The following is a 15,551-nucleotide window of genomic DNA, read 5'->3' as shown; positions in this document are numbered from 1 at the left end:
CCTCAGTGGTCTGTGCCAACGAAATGGCAAACGGGGACGGAAAAAGGCTGGTGCAAAACTTAGGTAGTCCCGCCAGGGTCTAGGCGGCCCCCATTCCGGTGCTAACCTTGTCCCGTTGTTATCTCCGTCTCCTCTTATTTACACCCGATATGTTTATTTATGTACGCAATCATAGGGTCCATTGTCCGTTGCATCGCTGCTAAGTTTGTAGTAATTGTTCTTGCAGTGGTGTGGAGTTCGTCGATAGTTGTTGTTTCTAAATCCGATTGTTCTATCATTTTATAGGTTTCAGTTAAGGTTACGAGCAGGTTTCCTACGCCTTCCAATTGCTTCAAATGTTGTGCTGCGGCTTTGGTACTCTTATAGGCCGCATATATTTTGCTAAGTCTAGTAAGTCTGCTGTCGTTCCCCTCCCCGATCGGAGTAAGTATTCCAATCGTTTGAATTAAGCCTTCCAGTCCGCGTGCTAGTTTTCCTACCTGGGATGTCGTCTTACACATTGTGCTAAGCACATCCTCTATGTCCGATCCCACATACTTAGAGTCGGTGATACTATAGATACTTTCCAGTAAAACAACTGCGCTAGAGGTTCCATGGAGCGAGGCCATTATCATCCTTGAACGTCTTTGTTTACTCAAAGCTTCTTCTATCGATGATAGGCTTTTTTCCAACTTTCTTTCGTTGGTCATTACTTTTGGCTTATTAATCTTGTTTAGAATTGTATCCCAGTCCTTATCATTTTGTTGGTCCTTCCAACATGCCATCAGGTGCGCCACCCCCGCATTAGCGGCAAGCCGGCCCATTTTACTTAGCCAAATCGTTTGGGCTTGGCCGCCAATATCGTACGCCCCTTGGAATGTCACTATTTGGTCTATAAATAATTTGCTTAGCTTCCCCGCTAGGGCACTCACCGAATTGATCTGCTGTTTTTTTTCAATTTCATATAGGTTTCGGTACATTGTTATTTGAGCCACCGTCTCGGTTTCATTTCCAAACCCTGCACGGCCCACTATGTGCCGAACGTTCCTGTTCGCTTGTGCCCCCACTCCAACTTCGTTCTTTTCTAAGTCGGGTCGTTCTATTTTCACCTCTATAGGAATTTTGTCTGTTATTCGCTCTATTGCATCATAGTGATGTAGATCGCCCGCTGAGCTAGTACTGTAAGCGGTAGTGGTCGTTTCGATATATGCATCCGCCATTTGAGTTGTCTTGTACACGGTTGCATCAAAATTTGGAGTAGTAAACTTACATAGTTTCAAATTAGTTAAGACACTAGATGTGAAGATTGGATTAGCTCCTAAATTTGCGTGTTCCTCGCGTAACACATTCGTGTCTTCACGCTTCATCCATACGTATTGATAGGTGTTGGGCTGCCTGCGTTCCTCCTTCGCAATCAATGATATTAGCGGGTGGTCGCCTTCCCTGTATTTAAGTGAATATTCTGTTAACTGACTTACTATTCTGGGTTTAACCTCAGCGTCACATATTCGTCTGGTGGCTGCTAATACGCCGTCGCCCCATTCAGATTCCGCGTCAATAATACCGAGTTTTTTAGCTAGTTTCGGTGTAGGTTTCAGGTCATCGTGTAAAAATGCTGAATAAGAAAGAGGTGGTAATGCGTCCGCGCGTATCACTGTTGTATTTGTTCGTTTTTTCGTTCCGGCAAGCAGGGGTGTTCTTCCAGGTTGTTGAACTCCGAGATTGACCTGTTGTTGGTGGAGAGGCTGTTCTTTGCTTCCGTTTATTTCATTCATGCGTAAAATCCATTGTTATTTAGTGTTTATATATGTGTTGATAACAAAGGTGATATAACTACAGGATCAAGTTGATCGTGTTAGTTACTTTTATCTAAAGTAAAGCGTATCCACCCGATATTTTCGGGTTAACACCTGTCCTATCTGACTAGCTAACCTGCGTTTTATAACGCTTGTTAGAATAATAGGGGTCAGAGTTAAATTAACCGCATTTCCCCAAGCGCCAGGCCATAGATCTCCTCCAGCCACTTAGTGCCATTTATTCGCTTAGCCATTTCGCTGGTAATCCCTTCTCGAATTACCTTAATTAAATCGATTTCTACCCCGCCTCTCGCCCAAGACAACCAACGTTTTATATACTCCGCGATACCCTCAGAAGGCGTACCTTGCTCATAAAGCTGCTGAAGTTTTGTAAGATGGTTACTTAAGCTCTTCCAAGATAGGGTGAGTTTTGTTTTTTGATTATTTGCTGACTGTTTTATTACCCGGTATCCAAGAAAATCGAATCCATCATCTTTGATTCTTCCTATATAGGTTTTAAAAGGATGCTTAGTTTGCTTCGCCAGCGTTAAGCATTGATTCATTAGTTTCACTGTCGTTCGCAGTTGGTTACGGGTTTTACATAGAATCAACCAGTCATCCATGTATCGGTAATATTTCAGCCCATGACGTTGAGTATATTCCCCAAGGGTTTTATCCATCTCTAACAGATAAATTGCGCCTAGTAGTGGTGACAGGGAGCTGCCTTTATTAATACCTGTGGTTACGGTATAGAGGTGTCCATTCACATCGTCTAAGCGGTTAAGCAGCGTTTCAATTAAATCAATGACTCGTGAATCGGCGATTAACTCTCTGAGTTGCTTAAGCAATACGCCGTGGTCAATGGTTGCATAGTAAGAGTCCACATCACTGCGGCAGACATACTGATAGTCGCTTACGTCGTCTTTTACCTGATTGACACACGCCTTTTGTCCTTTGCCTGCTAAGTGGTAGCAGTGAGGGCTAAGTTTTGGGCTAATCTTTTCCGTTAAAACAAGGGCGATGGCTTTTATGACCATCGCATCTTGGGCGTTCCACTGGCCGACACTTTCCCCTGCAACACTGAATGCTTTGCAGGGTGAAAACTGGTACTCGCCGTTGAGTAGCGCACTTTGAATGACTGGCTTAAGGCGCTGCCAATGAAAACGTAAATGCCATACGTCGTTGTTAGCATGTGTATGCTGGCGACGATGGCAAAGCCATTGGTAGGCTTTGTCGAGTACGGATGAAGATGCAATGAGTTCAAGCATATTATTTGATTACCGTAAGGTCATATGAGCCTCCCAGACTCTTCTTTGTAAGAAGGAGGCAAAGCGAAGCGATAAAACATTTCCTGTTCGACGCCTTCGCCTTTTGTTTCATTTGTCTGTATAAAGCCGTTGCGTTCAAGCACTTTTCTCGATGGGGTATTATGCACCCACGCGGAGGTGATTAGGTATGTTTTTCCTCGTTGCAGTAGATACTCGATGGCGAGTTTTACGGCGTGGGTTGCGAAACCTTGTTGTTGATAATCACAGCCAATCCAAAAAGACAGGTGGGCGCTTTGCTCTGGGAAGTCATCGGTCTCATTTTGTGATGCATCATCCTGACTAAAGTCGAACACCACAGCACCAACAAAACCCAGCTCTGGGTGTACTAGGGCAAAATGGGCTTTTGCCTGCTTGTTTACTTTTTTACAGTCGCCTTCTTTGCCTCCCTCTTCTTTACAGCCACCTTCTTGCTGCCAGTTAGGCCAAATGTGGTCCCTGAGTTCTGCTAACGAATCGAAGGTAATACCTCGCAAACGCTGGGCGATGTCTGTTCGGCGATACTGTAAATAGAATTCTGATAAATGATGTTCCCCTAAAGGTTGCAGGGTTAATCGCTTGGTATCATTTGCTTGGTTCAAGTGTGTCTCTTGGTCGTTATCAAACCCTCTATTATCAAAATCTCTATTGTCAAAACCTCTGTTATCAAAGCATGTGAGCGAAGAACAACGTGCTTGATAGGCACAAATATCGTCATTCAGGGTTTTAGCTTGTTCGTCTTCTGAGCTGAGTTCAAGGGCCAATTGAGTACAAGTTAAAGCCATCTTGATTTGCCCTGTAGCAAACTCAGCTAAGGCTAAATTATGCAAACAAGGGGTGTTGGGACCATCTATTTTCATAAGCGCGATAAAACAGGCTTTGGCTAATGGCCAATGGCCAAGGTCGATTGCTAATATACCTAATTTGAAAGTGAACTCATCACCCCGTCCTAATGGGGTATGTTGCATCCAAACCTTTGATAGAGCTTCACACCAGGGCAGACGTAGGTTGACTAACACGCCCGTTTCCAACAAACGCGGTAAAAAGAGTGCGCATAATGCGGGTTCGTACTGATGCGTACTTAAATAGGCCAGAATCTGCCTGTCATCAAGCACCTTAGTGGCACCCTGTAGACTGTTAATAATACGTTCTTGCTGACGATTCGTTTGCTCCAGTAACGGGGCAGCAATAAGGTTAAAATGCTGTTGATCCGTTTCATTTAGGCCACCCTCTTCTGTTAGTGCTCTGTTTGAGATACTGACCCAGGATGATACTGAGTTTATCTGATCTGTTTTTTGCACGGCGACTTGGGTATTTTTCAACGCGGCTATTATAGGCGCTAAAGCCAGTGGCATTGCCAGATTAGCATTTGGCTCATGCTTTAAAAGCTCGGTATCTTGAGCATCATTTACCCCATGCTGCTCTACTACTTCCTCTGTGATCAAGCAAAGTAACCCTTTATCGCAGCGATCCGCTAATTGATTCAGCAAGTTGCTCGCTTGAACAGGCAGATACAGTACTTGGCTGATTCCCTGACTCAATTGGTAATTTAGATAATCAAGATAAGGGGCGTGTAACGCATTTGAGGCTAACTGGCTTTCAACAAATTCATCAGGATTAATGTGATGCCAACGATAAGCTAAGGGTATTTGCGCTTGTGCTACAGCACTTCCTCGCTCACTTTCTTGCATTTCTTCTTTTGGCTTTTCCCTTCCCTTCTCTTTTAACTTCTGCTCTAGTACGCGCTCCTGCCAAGAGATCGGCAAGTTTGTGTGGGGGCTTGTTAATGAGCCTTGAGCCAAGCCCAGTTGTGCACTTTCTTCAGTAGGTTTAAGGCTAGCAACCTCAGCAAAGTACAGTTGATTGTAATGACAATGAACAAGCTGCTGGGGCAAACTCGATAGGACATGATGGGCAATAAGCGCAACGGGGTTAGCCGTAAAGTCAATGGCTAAGTCAGACTCGTTTTGTTCAATTAAGGCATTGACCTCATCAAAGCAAAGCCAATTTACTTTGCCTGATTCCTTATACGCTTGATAACTCGGGTGTGCCTGCATCAGGGTTATGTCATCTTGGTTATCACAGACAATGAGCAAACACAGGGGCATTTCATCAAACACCTCTTGCCCTAATTCCTGCTGTAACTGCGCTAACAATTTTAGACCAAATGCCCCTTTGTCTTGCATCATTTGCAGTATATGAATCGGGCTATTCAGGTCGAAACGCTCTTCTTCTAAACCAAGCAATAACCAGTTTATTAGAGATTCGCTATAGCTTTGCACCCAGGCATTTATCATGGCTGGTGGTGTTGGTTTCGGATTTTGCCAAAATGGAGCTTGCTCAAAGGGCACAAACTCAGATTCAAGCCGTTGTAAATCCGTTAATGGCGTATCAATCGGGCCGGTGGCTAAAGAAGCGATCGTTGAAGGAGGTACTTCTTTTATCGGAAAAGAACTGTTTTCAATAGCATTTTTCATCAAAGCCTCCTTATAATGTCAAATCAAACAAGCGATAGGCAACGACCTGATATTGGATAAAGGCACTGGTGCCATTATCATTGCCAATGGCACTAATTCGCCCTACCGTACCATCTGCAAAAACAACCGTTCCGCCGATAAAGTCGATACTCGATAAGTCAATCGATTGATTTGAGAACCAGTTTTTAGTGCCTATATTATTTGAGCCAAGTGTGATTGAATCATGGATATGAGATGACGTCGTTTGAACACTAACAAGGTCTTTCAGGTAGTTTTTTTCCTCCTGATTAGAGGCATACAAGGCCAATAAGGTAGTCCCTGTAATCGCACCATTTTGTGCTAGATCCTCTTGTTGCAAGACATATTGGCTCTGATTAAGCAGTTTTTCATTTGACCAATTTACTGAGTCAACTAAATGCCCAAGCCAAGAGGTTTGTGACTCGCTGATCAGGTAACGCTCTTGCGTTTCTGGGTTAAGCACTTTTCGGATATAGCCTAAATGGCTTTGAATCGAGCCAGAAGTAAGTGCCCAAGCATCATCTTGATAGGACCAGACCGCATTATTTTCTATATCGTAAATTTTATTCGTATCCAAGCCGCCCTTAAAAGACACATCTAAATAAGTGGAGTTAGGCTGAGAGTTAGTAATATAGCCGTACGCTTGTGCGCCTTTAAAGCGATGTAAATCTGGATCCGCATCCAAATCAACTTGAATTTTACTCGCAGGTAAGTAGCTGTCTATTTGATTCCAATGACTCACATAAAAAGTAACTATATTTTCTTGTCGCTGAACTTTCGCTCTGACTTTTCTATTATTCCAACCAGTTCCTACACCAACCGTATCCCCTACTCCAATATCAAATTCGCCTAGTAACTTATCTCCAGTACCAACTCCTATGTATCCAAAGTACACTCCGCAGCCAGTGCTATGTGGCGCTGTTCCCCCTGTATTCAAAACTAAAGTAAGGACATGGTTAGTCGAGCCTTCTCGAACAAATGCAGCCACCAAACCTATGGTGTCGTTATCACCATTGTCAGACGTCAAAGTTGCTTCAAAGGTATAGTTTTCAACTTTCTCTTCGGAGACAAAACCATTTGAAGGCGACACATTAAGAGGCATAACAACACTGTTTAAGCTTTCATCAAATGTCCAAGCTGTCGCATTGCTACTACTCTGATTGATAGCATCTTGCTTGTTCACGTAATATTCGTTGCCGTTAAAGCGACCCCAGGTATTAAACACATTCTGCATGGTTGGTGGGCTATAACTCGTCATTGCGGCGTTTGCATCAGCTTGGGTGCTGTATACAAAGGCTTCTAATTCAGGCAAAGGAGTGATATTGATATAAACAACACCTGTTTGCTGGCTTCCTACACCGCTTTGTACTTGATAATTAAATTCAGCTGGTTCGCTCGCTAGCCCTGTTGAGATAAAAGAAACAGACTGATTAGCGGCATCATAACTGACACTACCACCAACTGAATTACTGACTGAAGAAAAGGTAAGTCCGGTATTTGACGCATCTTCATCATTGAGCATCAGTTGATCCACACTTAATAAGAGGGTCTCCCCTTGCTGTAAACTAAAAGTATCAGGGTTACATACAACATCCGGCACAGAAACAACCTTCATGGTGACAAAAGCCGTTACCTGAAAGCCGATGCTATTTTCGACCAGTATGTCAAACCCTGTCGCAACCCCCACTTCCCCCGTGGAGGTGAATAAGATATTTACGCCGTCGATCAATACGGTTCCATTTTGAGGGTTTTGCACGGTAATCAGTTTTAGCGGCTGCGTTCCATTACTGTATTCATCAATACCACCAGCTAACAGGTTTGCTATAGGTATAAGTGTTTCGCGCTTGCTATAAACCTCAAAGGTTTTGTCCTCAAGAAGAATTGTCATGGCAGATAGACCATAAAACTCACTGATTGACAGTGATTCTGCCACTTCTTTGTCTAATTTATCGCTGAAATCACTGAGTGAGTAAGGTGATGTTCCACTGTATTCTAAAGCAATATCTTTAAGTGAAATCGCACCCTGTGTTGGCAATGTCATACTCGCCTCCTGTTATTTTTCAGTTGACGTCGTAAGCTCTGCTAACTGGTCTTGCAGATGCTCCACTTTGTTATTGAGCGCTTTGATGCTCTCTATCAATAGAGCTACCATATTGCCGTATGCTACGGACAGATAATCATCATTTTGATAAACGACTTCAGGAAAAGCCTGCTGTACTTGTTGAGCGATAACCCCTGCGAATCTTTGCTCTGTGTTCAGGTCTTTACGGGTAAAAGTCACACCTTCTAGTTGTAAAGTTCGCTCAAGAGCCTGATCTATGGGTTGGATATTTTCCTTCAATCGTTCGTCAGAAAACGCGGTAATATCATCGCTAGCAGTAATCGCACCCGTCACTTGTAGACCACTTTGTAAAAGCGTCGCGCCATCAACGGTCAAAGCCCCGCCAATTGATCCACCACTACTTTGTAGATAACGGGCATCACTCTCTACCTTGCTAAAACGTGCGTCATCACCACTGATTCTTGATGCTATTTCTGTCGCTAAATCTGATTCAATCTGGGTACTTCTATCATTATTTGAAATGACGTAGCTACCAAAGACTTGATCAGATTCGGTATCCACTTCATTGATTAGGGTAACGATTTCTGCAAAGGAGTCTTTATCGGCACTACTTGAATCTAAAATGGCATCGATACGATCTTTTTGTTCTGCAATAGCTTGATCAATGTTAGTTTCACTTTGTTTTAGCAACTCAGCAGTAACAGCCCTGTCATCGCGTGCATCAACAACATCTTGCGTTGTTGCTAAGCGTAAAATACCTCTGGCATTCACCGTACCATCAGGTAAGTTATTGACTGAAATTTTACCCTCTTTAAAAGCCTTTGGGTCTAGGTTATGGATGCTTTCACCATCACCTTCCAATGTTGCCGCTTTTAAATGGCCAGTTAAGGTTGAGCTCTGGCCAATAAAGCGAGAAGCATTAACATCTGCCGTGGCATTAAGGGTTTCAGCGTCCAATGTAACCAGGGTGGCTTGCGTTACTTTAAAACTTGATTGCGTTGGGACTTCTTGGTCTTCATCTAATATGGCATCTAAATCAATAAGCTTAGGAAGACGAGCATTGTCCAAGGTGCCATCGCTGATATTATCGGCATTGAGTTTATTTAACTGGGCGCCTTCCCCTATAAACTCGCCAGAGAATTGATTAGCTTCAACGGTGTCAGCCAGTAAATTATTATCTAGAATACCTGTCACCAAGGTACTGGCATTAGTAGCGGCATCAATCAGTTCTTCAAAGTCATTTGCGGTTGGTGTCATGCCTAATTTAAATTTGTTGTAGAGGATATCTCTAATACTGTTATCTGAGCTCATTTTGCTACCTTTTAAAAAGTTAAGTGAAGAAATGGATAGTTAGTTAGCCAATATTTAGGGGCTACAGGGCCAAGGTTCCCGAGTACCGCCTTCGTAAGGTTGGGCAAGTTTTTGGTGGATCATGTACAGTCCATAATTCACTGCCGTGCCGTGTTTTTCGTAGAGTGGCACAAACCAAAGTTTGCCGTTTATTCTTCCTGCGTATTTGGATTTTGCCGGGTCTAAGTCAGTCACTTTAAGCAATGGGCTGTTACTGAGTAGCTTCTGCGCGTGGGACTTGGCTTTTTGGCCTAACGTAATTTCACAGTCGGTAATTGTTTTCCCCGCTTTTTTTCCACGTCGTGATTCTGGAGTATCTATGCCTTCAATACGAAGATTGACTTCTTTAAACAGACCAGGATAAATCTCAAGACGGAGTTTCATTGTGTCACCATCAATCACCCTAATCAGGGTGGCCTTATATACGGTGGCTAGAGGTTTGGCCTCAGCAGGGCTGGTAAGGACCCATAATGAAAAAATCGCAATAAAGAAAATTGAAATAGGCTGTAGTCTGAACATATTTACTCCTTATAAAGGTCAGGCAGGCTTCGCCGGGTCTGTCACATGTTGTTTACAAACGGTTTAATTAGAAGACGCAGCTAGGTCTAGTTTGTGAAAGAAAAAGTGGTTACAAAAAACAATGGGGAAATTTGATAGAAAAATGCGATTCGCTTTGTGAAGAAAGGCAGCTTGGTACACAGCGCGGTACTTTAGCGGTATGAGTCTCGGCTTTGTATGGGGCTTGAGTTTAGTAGGCTTATTTTTTCTTAGCAGCTGGATGAGACCAATGTTCTAGTTTTTCTATACGCGTTTCAAAAGACGTATGTTGATGAGTGAGTATATGAACTTTCTCTTGTAGCTCTGACACCTCAATTGAGCTCGCTCCCCCCCCACCTATTTGTCTGGATTCCGCTTCTATCCGAACTGCATGAGCGGACATAATCCGGTTTATGGGGGTGGTGATGTCTAGACCAATTTGCCGTATTGCGAAGCTCATCACTAATATCACTGCACACACGGCTAACGCCCATCTTGGGACGGCTTCCATTGAGCGCTTTTGGATGTCATTGTTAAGGTTTGAAGTGCGTGTACTACGACGCTTTGGGGTAGTTTTCTTTTCCATGGGAGTATCCTCCATAGGTTTCTAACATGTTGAGAGTTGGGTATAACGTTGAGGGGAGTCGATTAACTGTGAGTTAAATAACTAGAAGTTAGATAACAGGAAGGCATCTTAAAGAGTCTCTTTAGGAATACGTCCCCATTATTCTGACGAAAACGATCAGGTGCCTTCGGGATTTGGCGCTGTATTCGAGGTCGCTCGTTCAATTTCGGTGACAATCGGTAAAGTGCGTTCGTTACGAACATCAATGGGAACGGACAAAGAAAGCATGATACAAGGCTTAGGCGTTGCTCCCATTGCTTGCCACACTTGGCCGCTGACCTTATCTGCATATTCGCTCCCAAAGAGTGTCATTCTCACGCCGTAAAGCGCTGCTTCATAGCGAGGACTGTCAAGCTCCACACCTGGGAAGAAGTCACTTGCTCCGAGCCCACTTAGTAAATACCCTAACATAAGGTGTTCAATCTCGGCGCCGTTCGTTTTGTCCCGACTCCATACGGTTAGCATGTAGCTGATATCAACAAATCGAGGCTCATACTGACGAATACGTTGCGTTTTTTCTTTGTTTAGCTGAGATCGAGGTGGCTCACTTTGTCGACGTTTTTTATCCTCATCTACGCCGATTAGGTAGCAATTGACCATAGGAGAGGCGCCAAGTGATGCGATGAAATCTTTGTCCGGCGCAAGGAAACTTACGCCGATGTCGTCCTCTTCTTCTGCTTGTAATATGTGATTAATAAGCAGGTTTTTTAAGTCCTGCTGAATGTTGCTGAGCGCTAGCGCGTCCATAAAATGCTCCCGTAGTTTCGTTTATTCTGTGGCTATTTCAACCAGTCTGATATACGTTTTGAGGTCAAGAATCCGGCGCTTTGTTTGTCAAACTCTCGACGTAGTGCTTTTGCGAGAATGACCTGATCAATCTCTGTTTTTTGATCCATTAATGCCAGTAAACAAGCCCGTTCGGCGACGTTTCGAATTTGCGACGGGGACAACTCAAAGTCCGCAGATAATGAATTCAAGTCTATTGCGTTAGTGAGCTTCAATGAGCCTTGCCACACGTTATTCCATAAGGTTTTTCGTGTCGCCTTATCAGGGAGTGAAAATTCCGTAACGGTCGTAAATCGTCTTAAAAATGCGTCGTCTATATTGGCTTTGAAGTTGGTGCTGAGTAGCAAAATACCATGATAGCTTTCCATTCTTTGAAGTAAGTAACTGACGCCCATATTTGCGTTTTTATCTTGACTCGATTCGACTTCACTGCGCTTTGCGAAGATGGCGTCGGCTTCATCAAATAGAAGCACGGCTTGTTGACGCTCCGCTTGATCAAAAAGTTTTGATAAATGCTTTTCTGTCTCGCCAATCCATTTGCTGGCTACGTTTGATAGATTCACTTTATAGAGGGGTAACCCAAGCTCTCCTGCTATTGCTTCCGCTGCCATGGTTTTCCCTGTCCCCGGAGGGCCCCAAAACAGTGCTTGAGTACCGGAAAGAAACGTGACGGATTCTTTTGTCATTTCTTTACGAAAGCGCATCCTAGCCATTATTTCGTCAAGCTGTTCGGTCACCTCTTTTTTCAGAACCATGTCTTTCATGGTTATTCTAGGAAGTGAAAAACGGGCTAAGCCTTTTGTTTTAGAGTCGACGCTGTAAAGACAAGTCTGTTGAAGACTTTTGTAGCTTATTCCATCAGTACTTTCCTTTTGTACTTTTTCGAAAGCGCTCAGCATTTGATAGCTCACAAGCGGATAACGTTCTACTAATTGTGAAATTTCGCTTTCGGTCAGAGCATTCGGACAACCTTCTGCAACACACAACTCACGCCATGCAGCCATTTTTCTCTCTTGGTTTGGAAGTGGTCGATAATAGTATGCGTGTTTCGATTCCCATTCTTTAACCCAAAGAGTCTGTTCGCTGCTTTCACTTTCCTCTAGAGGATTACAAAATACGATAATATGAAGTGTTTTAATCAGGTATTCTGCCAAGCTTCGTAACGACGAGGATGTTACACAGTCTGAAATCAACGAAGGCCAAAAAACCGCTTGGATAGCGGGCATGTTTTCAAGCTGCGCCTTTAAAATCGCTTTTTGCAGCTGCGCCGCAGCGTCAGGGTTCGTTATTGGGGTACGTACGAGCCATAAATCCCCCAGCTGCAAGCCTTGTTGCTTTAGATTCAAGGTTAGATTATGAACGAACGCTAGTGTCTCTTCTTGTTGATCTATTTCTACAATATTGAGCAAGGCAGAAGGCACGACGAATTCACCTTCATACATTGCTGCCGTAGCCGGAGAAGCTGCATCAATAACTCGATTTAAATAGCCATCTATTACATTTTCTCTAGCAAAATGATCTACGTTTCGCTGTGTCGTTATGTATTCAAACAGTGGTTCAGAGACCATTAACGACTGCACCATTGGTGTCACTGGGTTAGCACAAATTAATAGCTGCGCTTTTACTAGTTCGCTGGAAGGCATAACCAACATAGGGAAATCGGAGGGCGTTTCATCACTGTATTCATCGACTGATAAATAGAGCGCTCGCTTCGCACTGATTCCCCCTCCCTGCTCGTACCAACTCAGCTTTGAATAAACCGCGAGCAAATCGGGCTCAAGTTGAAATAAATACACAATTGCCAATAAAGACACCGCATGATTCGATAAGGCAAAACTTTCCTGCAACAATTGCCATTTAGTTTGATCGGTTAACGCATCTAAGCGATCGAAATGCGTATCTCTGGCACTCAGTACATCGGTTTTAGTCGCTTGCGCATCGTTTAGGGTCTCTCCTAATCGATAACAGGCGGCGGCCAACGCCTGCTCCGCTTCCATCTGAGCTATCTCCATGGACATAATTCTATGACTCCCTCATTTGTGCGGCTAACTCATCCGCGCGATGCCCCACTTGCTCTGCCCATAATGAATCAAGCATTTCGTGCTCGACAAGCTCTAGGTCGTGCCTCTTTAATGCTGCTAACATATTTTTAAACGTTAACAAACCTCCTACACCAAGGTTAAAAGCCATATTGATCAGAACCATTTTGCGATTTTCTGGTAGGTCTGATATCCAAGGCAAGTGGTTCTCTAGCTGGCTCTGCACTTCGTCAATGTCGTTACTAAGCAGATAAAGTGCCTCGTCGACATTGATTCCGTTATCCATTAAGTTTCGACCCACACCAATGGTCAATTTTCCTGCAGAACACAAATATGGCGTGGTTTTCATTCCTTCATGGCGTATTAGTTGTTCGCTTAATTCGAGTTTCGCGTTTTCAGATAGCAAGCTCATCAGTATGCTCCAGTTTCATTAAGTAGGCTTCGGGAAGGGTAATCAGCATGGACTGATTGAGATGGTTCACTTCAATGGCAACACGGTTCTTACCATTGATTTGGGTCAAGGTTCCTTGCATGCCTGCTAGCGGCCCAGCGATAATATCGACCCGCTCTCCAACGATAAACCGAGTCGCGACCGACTTGGCATCGGAGTGGAATGCGATAATGGACTTGATCATACCGATTTGCTTTTCGGGGATAACTGCAGGGTATCCACCAAAGCTCACAAAGTGAGAAAAACCATACACCGTTTTAATTTTGTGAAGTTCGTCTATTGAGCAACGAACAAACACATAAGACTTAAACAGCGGCTCCTGAATGGTTTTTTTTCGATCACTCCAAATTCGAGTCTCTGTTGCGAGCGGCAAAAAAACGTCATTTTGCCGATCAAGTAGACGCTGGGCAACTTTTTTCTCAGCATTAGGTTTAGTGTAAATTACATACCAATTGTACTCATTCATAGGAAATCTCTTAGATATAGCTCCACTGTGTGACCCACACAATTTTTTAATTTATATAATCTTAAGACGTAGAAAAAATATATTTGTGAAAACTTATGCAGCCATTAGCCGTAATTCTTTCCGGGCAAGCTGTACTCGTTTTCTGATATTCTCGGGCGTGGTTTCTAAGATATTGGCTATTTCTGAATACTCCATTTCATCGATAAACCGGTATTTAATTGCAAGTTTAAATTCGGTCTTCATTCCATCAAGTGCTTTATATAAACACTCAAGTTGGCTTTCCCTTTCTATTTGTTCTTCTAATTCCTCCGACTCGTATTCGGAGAAGTAATATTGATTAGGATCTTCTGTTATTTGCGTATATAAATTATTCTGTTTTTTGTGCTCCCTATGTATATCGATACAAATATTATGAGTTACCTTGCAGAACCACGAGAAAGGGCTGCGTATCTCGCTATGCTGCTTGAGATAGTAGTTGTGAGTTTTCTCAACAGCCTGAGATAAAGCGTCATCCACCAGAGCATGATTGCCGTTTAGCCATCTTAAGCAACAACTTCTTAATCGAGGTTGATGCTCGAACCATAACGCCCAAAATTGATTACTCTCTGTATTTTTTGAGTTATAAACACTGTACTTATTAAGCATGGCTTTTTCTTCCTTGTGACGATACAAGAAAGACGAAAACCAACCTAATTTGTGAAAACTATTTAAATTAAAAAAACAATCAACCAGGTTATTTAAGAATAGACTTATATTAATACAGTAATTCATACGTATAATAAGGGGTGTGAAAAAATCTCTTCGACACTCCAGTTTTATACAATATTTCATGCGAATAAATACCTGCGAAAACCAATTCACATAGGCATACATAATATAAAGATGAGAAATATGAAATTCTTAAAAAACCTACCACTGGTATAAAACATCCTAATCTACGAGGACAGTCTATGATACGGGGCGCTAAATGCCTATTACAGTTTGTTACACGAACAGCGTAAGTTAGAATTAAGAGGAGAGAAACGCGTCGAGCTGGTCCCTATTTTATAAACTTAACCCTAAATTCAGATAATAAGTGCGACACTGCAAGACAGGTGTAGAAGAAGCCAACTGCTGAAGTTGGTACACTTCTTTTCACCACAAAAACAAGCAGTACAAACATGAAGTATCAGCAGTTGACCGAAGGGAAACGATACCAGATTTCCGCTCTTTTAGAACAACAAATGTCAGTGTCAGATATCGCTAATGCCATTAAGTGTCATAAAGCCACGGTTTATCGTGAATTAAAGCGTAACAGGCAAGCAAAACACTATTGCCCTAAGGAACCTGCGAATAAGTCGGCAACATGAGACAATCACACCAACTTAAGCCGACTAAGATTCCTAATCAACCATGAACCAACTCTCCTTCGCAGATACCGAATTTACCAGCAAACGCCGTAAAACCCGTAAAGAACTTTTTCTGGGTCGAATGGATGAGTTGATTCCATGGCAAAAACTCGAAGCTCAAATAGAGCCCTTTTACCCGAAAGCAGGTAACGGGCGACGTCCTTACCCGCTTGCGACTATGTTACGCATTCACTTTATGCAAAACTGGTACAACATGAGTGATCCCGCGATGGAAGATGCTCTGTATGAGATAACCTCTATGCGTTTATTTGC

The 15,551-nt window shown here is 43.1% G+C and carries 13 protein-coding genes and 1 pseudogene; 2 read left to right on the top strand and 12 right to left on the bottom strand.

Features of this window, described 5'->3' with window-relative positions; all coding sequences use genetic code 11:
* Window positions 1–134 precede the first annotated feature (134 nt).
* The 12 genes from DFP79_RS12045 to DFP79_RS11990 all read right to left on the bottom strand — a co-directional run bounded on the left by DFP79_RS12045 (window position 135) and on the right by DFP79_RS11990 (window position 14,535).
* On the bottom strand, window positions 135–1,754 hold the full coding sequence (locus DFP79_RS12045; protein WP_133504197.1) for a hypothetical protein: 1,620 nt from the start codon (window positions 1,752–1,754) through the stop codon (window positions 135–137).
* 197 nt (window positions 1,755–1,951) lie between these two features.
* Window positions 1,952–3,043, bottom strand: a complete 1,092-nt coding sequence (locus tag DFP79_RS12040) for a reverse transcriptase/maturase family protein (protein ID WP_133504196.1) — start codon at window positions 3,041–3,043, stop codon at window positions 1,952–1,954.
* A gap of 20 nt (window positions 3,044–3,063) precedes the next feature.
* Window positions 3,064–5,556: a GNAT family N-acetyltransferase gene (locus tag DFP79_RS12035; protein WP_133504195.1), complete on the bottom strand. Its 2,493-nt coding sequence runs from the start codon at window positions 5,554–5,556 to the stop codon at window positions 3,064–3,066.
* 10 nt (window positions 5,557–5,566) lie between these two features.
* On the bottom strand, window positions 5,567–7,615 hold the full coding sequence (locus tag DFP79_RS12030) for an Ig-like domain-containing protein (protein ID WP_133504194.1): 2,049 nt from the start codon (window positions 7,613–7,615) through the stop codon (window positions 5,567–5,569).
* Between the two features lie 12 nt (window positions 7,616–7,627).
* Window positions 7,628–8,947, bottom strand: coding sequence for a tail fiber domain-containing protein (locus DFP79_RS12025; RefSeq protein ID WP_133504193.1), 1,320 nt, complete (start codon window positions 8,945–8,947; stop codon window positions 7,628–7,630).
* 54 nt (window positions 8,948–9,001) lie between these two features.
* Window positions 9,002–9,505, bottom strand: a complete 504-nt coding sequence (locus DFP79_RS12020) for a thermonuclease family protein (RefSeq protein WP_133504192.1) — start codon at window positions 9,503–9,505, stop codon at window positions 9,002–9,004.
* Between the two features lie 238 nt (window positions 9,506–9,743).
* A complete protein-coding gene (locus DFP79_RS12015; RefSeq protein ID WP_133504191.1) occupies window positions 9,744–10,109 on the bottom strand; it encodes a hypothetical protein in 366 nt (121 codons plus the stop codon).
* 156 nt (window positions 10,110–10,265) lie between these two features.
* Window positions 10,266–10,895 carry a Pvc16 family protein gene (locus DFP79_RS12010; protein ID WP_133504190.1) on the bottom strand — a complete coding sequence of 210 codons (630 nt, stop codon included), beginning with the start codon at window positions 10,893–10,895 and terminating at the stop codon, window positions 10,266–10,268.
* A gap of 32 nt (window positions 10,896–10,927) precedes the next feature.
* A complete protein-coding gene (locus DFP79_RS12005; protein ID WP_133504189.1) occupies window positions 10,928–12,952 on the bottom strand; it encodes an ATP-binding protein in 2,025 nt (674 codons plus the stop codon).
* A gap of 4 nt (window positions 12,953–12,956) precedes the next feature.
* Entirely contained in the window at window positions 12,957–13,385 is a 429-nt protein-coding gene (locus DFP79_RS12000; RefSeq protein ID WP_133504188.1) for a glycoside hydrolase family protein, read from the bottom strand.
* Window positions 13,369–13,890, bottom strand: coding sequence for a transcription termination/antitermination protein NusG (gene nusG / locus DFP79_RS11995; RefSeq protein ID WP_133504187.1), 522 nt, complete (start codon window positions 13,888–13,890; stop codon window positions 13,369–13,371). The genes DFP79_RS12000 and nusG overlap by 17 nt, the downstream gene beginning before the upstream one ends.
* A gap of 93 nt (window positions 13,891–13,983) precedes the next feature.
* Window positions 13,984–14,535 carry an RNA polymerase sigma factor gene (locus DFP79_RS11990; protein ID WP_166637698.1) on the bottom strand — a complete coding sequence of 184 codons (552 nt, stop codon included), beginning with the start codon at window positions 14,533–14,535 and terminating at the stop codon, window positions 13,984–13,986.
* Between the two features lie 515 nt (window positions 14,536–15,050).
* Here DFP79_RS11990 and DFP79_RS11985 point away from each other — a divergent pair.
* Both DFP79_RS11985 and DFP79_RS11980 read left to right on the top strand, forming a co-directional pair.
* Window positions 15,051–15,209: pseudogene (locus DFP79_RS11985) on the top strand (helix-turn-helix domain-containing protein); the annotation flags it as partial.
* A gap of 73 nt (window positions 15,210–15,282) precedes the next feature.
* The coding region (locus tag DFP79_RS11980) for a transposase (protein WP_133504185.1) at window positions 15,283–15,551 on the top strand (269 nt) is incomplete at its 3' end.

Origin of the sequence: Marinomonas balearica, assembly GCF_004362145.1 — a bacterium.
GTDB lineage: Bacteria > Pseudomonadota > Gammaproteobacteria > Pseudomonadales > Marinomonadaceae > Marinomonas > Marinomonas balearica.
The sequence above is the reverse complement of the archived record's forward strand: the minus strand, read 5'-3'. Positions and strand labels throughout refer to the sequence as shown.